This window comes from Phormidesmis sp. 146-12 (assembly GCF_052939495.1).
The window spans coordinates 22,127-28,492 of sequence record NZ_JBJPHS010000082.1 but is presented as its reverse complement, the minus strand read 5'-3'; the positions used below and the strand labels follow the sequence as shown (position 1 = coordinate 28,492).

Genomic DNA, 6,366 nt, shown 5'->3' with positions numbered 1-6,366 from the left:
CAACACCAACCTACGAAGAATCGAGGGTTTCAGGAGTTTTGTCAGTCAACCAGGGTATTAATTTCTCAAAACTGATTTAGGAGTCACTCCCAGTACCCTTTTAAAGTGACGATTGAGATGGCTTTGATCTACAAATCCTACAGTTCTGGCAATCTCTGCGATCGTCAGTTCTCCTTGTAGCAGCAATTCCTTGGCGCGTTTTACCCGGCACTGAATCACATACTGATGCGGTGTAAACCCGGTAGATTGCTTAAATTGCTCAGAGAAATAATGGCTGCTCAGTCGCGAAACCGTCGCCAACTTTGCGAGACTCAGATCTCGATCGAGATGGTCGTGAATGTAATCGACCACTTGCTGCAATCGAGTGCTAGACAACTTGCCAGGATTGCTGCTAACAGGTTGCTGGGTTGCGTAGTGCTGTAGTAAATGCACCATTAAGGCGTTTGCCAGCGTCTCGGCGTAGAGGCGACTCCCCGCATGAGGATTTTCTAGAATCGCTTTGAACACTAATCCAATTTGGTGAACTAAAGGATCAGGCGTGGCAAAATGGGGCACCAGTTCTACTCGGTCTGGGTCAAATGATTCGTGCATTGCTTGGGCAAAGATGCTCGGCTCAAAACTTAGAAAAATAACTCCGCCAGAGATGTTCCATTGCGATCGCGCACTCACAGTCGCCGGAACAATCAGCATATCGCCCTGCATGACTTGTTCCTGACGAAAGCATCCACCTAACGTTCGCTCTACCGAGGCGGGCGATGAGAGTTCTGTAAAAATAGCCACACAATGCTGTTTTGAGGACACTTCAGGTGTGGCTCCGGGCATCAGATAATCGTAGGCGCAATCTACCCCCTGCCACTTGTCTGCCAAGCTAGTTAGCAGCGGCAATTGAGCAAACACCCGCTCATATCCTGCTTCTTTTTCTTGAGCAAAATCGATCGTTAAGGAAGTCGCTTCTGACATCTGCTGATTGCCTCCGCGCCATTTCATCACTTTTTATCGCATCACTTTTGACAGTACCCGATCAGAAACCGGACGAATCTGCAAAAAATCGGACGAATCTACAAGACCTTGAATCACAGACTTTCTACACTCGCTAATAAAAGACTCAACTTTAAAGCGTTTGGAGGTCGTCTGCTCATGGCAATGCTCGAAACTAAAACCGAACCGATGCTGATCAACATGGGGCCACACCATCCCTCCATGCACGGGTGTTTTCGGATGATCGTCACCTTGGATGGCGAAAACGTCCTCGACTGTGAGCCTGTGATTGGCTACCTGCATCGAGGCATGGAAAAGATTGCCGAAAACCGTACCAATCTGATGTACGTTCCCTATGTGAGCCGTTGGGACTATGCAGCCGGGATGTTTAACGAAGCCGTGGCCGTCAATGCCCCCGAAAAACTAGCCAATATTGCCGTACCCAAACGGGCCAGCTACATTCGCGTCATCATGCTAGAACTCAATCGCATTGCCAGTCACCTCCTTTGGCTGGGCCCCTTTATGCTCGACATGGGTGCCGGAACTCCGCTCTTCTATATCTTTCGAGAACGAGAACTGATCTACGACCTTTGGGAAGCGGCCACGGGCTACCGTATGGTCAATAACAATTACTTTCGCATTGGAGGGGTCGCGGCAGATTTGCCTGATGGCTGGCTCGATAAATGCGAAGACTTTTGCAACTATTTTATGCCCAAGGTCGATGAATATGAGCGATTGATTACTGACAATCCGATTTTTCGTCGGCGTGTGGAAGGCATTGGCACGATCGCTCGCGAGACCGCGATCAATTGGGGGCTTTCAGGCCCGATGTTGCGAGCTTCTGGTGTTCAATGGGACTTGCGAAAAGTAGACCATTACGAATGCTACGACGACTTTGATTGGCAGGTGTCGTGGGAAACGTCGGGCGATTGTCTAGCCCGCTATCAGGTACGAATTCGGGAGATGCGAGAGTCGTTAAAGATTCTTCGACAAGCGATCGCTCAGATTCCGGGGGGTTCTCACGAAAATCTGGAAGCCAAGCGCTTGGAGGCGGGCCCTAAATCACACTGGCAGGACTTTGATTATCAATACATCGGCAAGAAAATTGCACCCACCTTCAAAATTCCCCAAGGTGAACACTACGTGCGAGTAGAAAGCGGTAAGGGAGAACTGGGAATTTACTTGCTGGGAGATGATAGCCCATTTCCCTGGCGCTGGAAAATTCGAGCCGCCGATTTTAACAATCTGCAAATTTTGCCTCATCTGCTGAAAGGCATGAAGGTAGCCGATATTGTCGTGATTCTCGGTAGCATTGACATCATCATGGGATCGGTCGATCGCTAATGTCATCGCTCCTGATCAAAGCGGTTCAAACCTTGCCGGACAAAGCCTAAGCACTGGGTGAAGGTCACCACCTAGAGAGGGATTAATTTGCAGTCTCAACGGCTAGTCCACCAGATGATGATCCATTGCAAACCGTACTAGCTCGGCGCGATTGCTGGTGTCTGTTTTTCTGAGTAGGCTGCTAACGTGTTTCTCAACCGTGCGGGGACTCAGATGTAGCTTGTCGCCAATTTGCACATTCGACAGCCCACCACTCAAGAGGTGTAAAACGTCTCGCTCGCGATCGGTCATTCCGGTGCCCATCAGCGGGGACTGCGTGAGAATTTTTGGAGACACTTCTGGCTGGACGGCCTGAACGCGCGATCGCCATTCTGACTCGATCATCTGCGATCGCTCCAGCAAGTTTCGCACGACTGCACCCAACTCCGTCAACTCAAACGGTTTTGCAAGATAGGCATCACAGCCAAGCTGGTAGCCCAAAACGCGCTCTTTTGTATCCGTTCTACCCGTCAAAAAGACAACGGGCAATAGGCGCAGTGATGGGCGACGACGAACTTGGCGGATCAGTTCATAGCCATCCATTTGAGGCATCGTAATATCGGTCACAATCAAATGAGGCTGGTAAACCTCAACCATTCCAAATGCTTCTTTGCCATTCTCAGCAGACACGACTGAGTAGCCAGAGGATTCGAGGTAATCGCTAATCGATAAACGGGTGCCTGTGTCGTCATCAGCAACCAGGATTGTCAGTGGCATGGAGAGAAGACAATCGCATTCCCAATCCTAAGATCGGGTCGAGCGTACAATGTGAAAATAATCTTTTACTATGCGGTTTTGGGCGGGGTCAAGTTCTCAAGGAGTCTCGCACCCTATCCTACTATCCCTATCCTAAAGGATGGTCTGCCGGAATGAACGATCGTCTTTTTGACATGTGCGGACATACTTTAACACTTTGTTCACCAGCGCGCGGTTTTTGTCCTCAACTTGAGGGCTTCTGCAAAACGCTACTCACCTGATTTAACGGCTTATTTTCAACCTTTTGGCTCAAAACTCTCTGGCTGTCCCCTTGACTGAATCGCCTTAGTACATTAATACTATTTATAGTATTAATGTACTACGCTAACAGTGAAGTCCGCCAGCCCCCAGGAGACGATGATGAGAGAACTGAAAACCGAAAGCCAGTCCACTCGGACGACACAGACGCAGCCTGGTTTGAAGAAATCGACTCCTCGGACTGTGGAGGATTGTATCGAGCAGCATGAAACGATCGAACTTCAATCAGCCCTCAATTCAGAAATCGACCCCTCTGCCGAAGAAACGCCCGCCAAACGAGGACGCAAACCCCCCGCCAAACAAACCGCAGGTAAGGCCAAACGATCGACCACCCCAAAAGCCAAACAGATCACCTCGACTCAAGTCAAACTCACCTGGGAGGCTCCCGAATCCTCAGAGCGAACGCCCTTTGGTATTGCAGTGCGCTTTCAGCAATTAGAGCACGAGTTGACTCAACTTAAAAGTCAAGCAAACCAGATTAACCAGCAGTCGGTCGAGATTCAAACTGAGATGGAGGCACTGCGGACAATTGCCCAGCAAAGCGCCTTATCCCCTGTTCCAGAAACCCCTCAGCCGCGCAAACCTTCTGGGCCGTCGATGCCTTCATTTATGCAGTCTCCGGCTCGACCTGCCCGATCGACCGCTTCCCCAGACCAAGCTTCCCTAGAGCAGACCACCCCGCCGCCTGTCGAATCTCTTCCATCTGTCAGCCCAGGCGCTTCCTCAGATCGATTGCGAGCAACCCGCCAGGAGTTTCCCCGGACAGTTCCTCAAAAGCCAATGGCCGCCGCCACGCGAGCAACCCTCAAAAGCTTGAAAAACCCTGCCCCGCCTTCTCGTCGCCGTCGATCGCTGCGCCATTCTCTAAACCGTTTTGCGCCCTCACTGGGATTGCCCAAACCACCGATCGTGCGTCTTTTGGATGCGCTGCTCTGGACGCTGGCAGCCGCCGGGTTGCGGATTGGACTGAGCTTTTTGGTGGAAATCATTCCCGTTTTGGCAATGCCGATCGGGGCGCTGATGTTTGTCCCGGCGATCGTGGCGGCTTATTTAGCCTTTTTTGTACCGCGATCGAGTCCTGTCTTGCTTTACCGTCTGCTGCTCGTCACGCTTGGTTTATTTATTGGAGGAAAGCTATAATGCCCCGTCAGAGTCGCAGATTTAACCTCAAACAGCTTCTAGCCGGAGGAGCCGCACTGCTGGCAATAGGACTGTTTTTTGACTTGGGCAGCTTGCCTTCTTTTGGAAGCAAAAAATCAGTTGAGGCTTGTCAAGAGACGGTGCAATCTCAAGCAAAGCTGTCGAGACAACAGTTGGCCAGGCTGTTAACGGTGCCCGAAGGCGAAAGTCGAAGCAAAATTCGTGAGATTGCCAAAGAGCCTTACTGTAAGTTGTCGAGCTTGCAAATCAGGGCGGGAGCCACCGCAGACCGAGAAGCTTACCCACTGGCGTTTGACCCACAGACTCAGCTTGTCGTGCTTTATGAAGGGGATCAGTATGCGGGATATCGGTTTTTGGTGCGTTAGGGCGGCGTTGCTGCTGCTCAGTCCAGTTCTCACGCTGTTGGGAGGATGTGGTGCCCCACAATCGAATGAGCCGCCGATCGACGTAACCCTCTACCAAAAATGGGAACTGCAACCTGGAGACACGATCGCCACCTATAAAGTTACGGGCGGATTGGGGGATATCTCGATCGACCTCAACCACAATCGCGTATACGCCCCATTCGATGGCAAAGCGCAAATCGATAAGCGAGGCTGCGTGATTTTCTCAACGCCCAATGTTCCTGCTTATTTGTTTCGCCTCTGTGGAATCAGCTCGCCCAAACTGGGGTTGCTGCGTCAGGGGGAGGCGATCGGCAGTGGCGACATTCTGCAATTTGCGGCTTTGAGAAAACAGCCCGATGGCAAATGGGCGATCGTCGAACCTGCGAAAGACATTTTAGAACGCACGCTGGAGGCTCGTTGAGCAGGGGGCTTTGACCTGAGAACTTGGACATTACTTGGACATTAGACGTTGGACGTTAGACGTTGGACTTTAGATCTGAGACAGAATAGAGAACGCCATGAAGCATATTCTTTTGGTTGCGCTGAGTGCGATCGCAGTAGTCATGCCTGCTGCCAAAATCGCCAAAGCGGGTGGAACCTTAGATTTTTCTCAAACGACGGCCCGTAGAGAAGTGATGGAGCCGAGTCGAGAACAGTCCTCGTCGGGGATACTCGATTTTGCCTTGCCTGCTGGGTCTCGCCCAGAAAAAAGTCAGCCTGCCACGATCGCCGCTGCCCGCCCCAAAGAAGCTGATTTAGAGGCGATCGCTGCCACCGATCTGTTTGAGGGTGGTTCCGATTCGCTCGTGGCCAAGGCGGTTGGTAGTGCAGAAGGAACCCGCACCCCAGACGGCGGTCGAACTCGCGCCTATTACGGCCACGTCGATCCTGGCAATGGCCGCTGGAATCAAGGCAGTTTTTCTTATCAGCATGGAGCCAACTCACCCGAAGCGGCCGATTACCAACAGTTGCGTCGGTTGCAGTCTCAGGCTGACTTAATTCGTCAAAAGGCGGGCACCAATCGACTAATGCTCTCTCTCGAAGCAGAACTCAACGGCATCGATTTGGCCAATCAGGCTCCTCTAGCGGCCTTGGACAACGGCGGCTACGTGGATCGGCTCAAACAAGCCTACGATCGCGGCTTTACAGGCTCAGATGCGGTTTTGCAAGCGAGGGTTTACTCGTTTATCAACCCTAGAACCAATCAGTGGGATGCGCCTGGTTTGGGCAACACCGAAGCCAGCATTACCCACGATCAAGGGCGCAGATTAGACGCGATCGCTCAGGCACTCTCCGCCCACCGACTCGCAGAAAAGCAGGCTAAACCGGACACGATCGCCGCCAAAAATTTCTCAAAAAAAGAAGCTAAAAAGTCGGGATCTGGTTCAAATTCCGTTGAGATTAGCAAAGCGCTGGTGGGTCATTCTTCTACCTCAAATTAACG

The 6,366-nt window shown here is 51.5% G+C and carries 7 protein-coding genes; 5 read left to right on the top strand and 2 right to left on the bottom strand.

The window, feature by feature from the left end; genetic code table 11:
• Window positions 1-57 precede the first annotated feature (57 nt).
• On the bottom strand, window positions 58-987 hold the full coding sequence (locus tag ACKFKF_RS26000; RefSeq protein WP_446870325.1) for a helix-turn-helix domain-containing protein: 930 nt from the start codon (window positions 985-987) through the stop codon (window positions 58-60).
• 150 nt (window positions 988-1,137) lie between these two features.
• Here ACKFKF_RS26000 and ACKFKF_RS25995 point away from each other — a divergent pair, with 150 nt between their 5' ends.
• Window positions 1,138-2,322 (top strand): NAD(P)H-quinone oxidoreductase subunit H, encoded by a 1,185-nt coding sequence (locus ACKFKF_RS25995; RefSeq protein ID WP_446870324.1) that lies wholly within the window; start codon window positions 1,138-1,140, stop codon window positions 2,320-2,322.
• 102 nt (window positions 2,323-2,424) lie between these two features.
• Here ACKFKF_RS25995 and ACKFKF_RS25990 read toward each other — a convergent pair whose 3' ends face one another.
• On the bottom strand, window positions 2,425-3,078 hold the full coding sequence (locus ACKFKF_RS25990; RefSeq protein ID WP_446870323.1) for a response regulator transcription factor: 654 nt from the start codon (window positions 3,076-3,078) through the stop codon (window positions 2,425-2,427).
• 399 nt (window positions 3,079-3,477) lie between these two features.
• Between ACKFKF_RS25990 and ACKFKF_RS25985 the strand changes: the two genes are divergently transcribed.
• The 4 genes from ACKFKF_RS25985 to ACKFKF_RS25970 all read left to right on the top strand — a co-directional run bounded on the left by ACKFKF_RS25985 (window position 3,478) and on the right by ACKFKF_RS25970 (window position 6,364).
• On the top strand, window positions 3,478-4,515 hold the full coding sequence (locus ACKFKF_RS25985) for a hypothetical protein (RefSeq protein WP_446870322.1): 1,038 nt from the start codon (window positions 3,478-3,480) through the stop codon (window positions 4,513-4,515).
• Complete coding sequence (locus ACKFKF_RS25980) at window positions 4,515-4,901, top strand: hypothetical protein (protein WP_446870321.1); 387 nt, start codon at window positions 4,515-4,517, stop codon at window positions 4,899-4,901. The genes ACKFKF_RS25985 and ACKFKF_RS25980 overlap by 1 nt, the downstream gene beginning before the upstream one ends.
• Window positions 4,873-5,343 (top strand): hypothetical protein, encoded by a 471-nt coding sequence (locus ACKFKF_RS25975; RefSeq protein ID WP_446870320.1) that lies wholly within the window; start codon window positions 4,873-4,875, stop codon window positions 5,341-5,343. Before ACKFKF_RS25980 ends, ACKFKF_RS25975 begins: the two co-directional genes overlap by 29 nt.
• 97 nt (window positions 5,344-5,440) lie before the next feature.
• Entirely contained in the window at window positions 5,441-6,364 is a 924-nt protein-coding gene (locus ACKFKF_RS25970) for a hypothetical protein (RefSeq protein WP_446870319.1), read from the top strand.
• The last annotated feature ends 2 nt before the right edge of the window (window positions 6,365-6,366 follow it).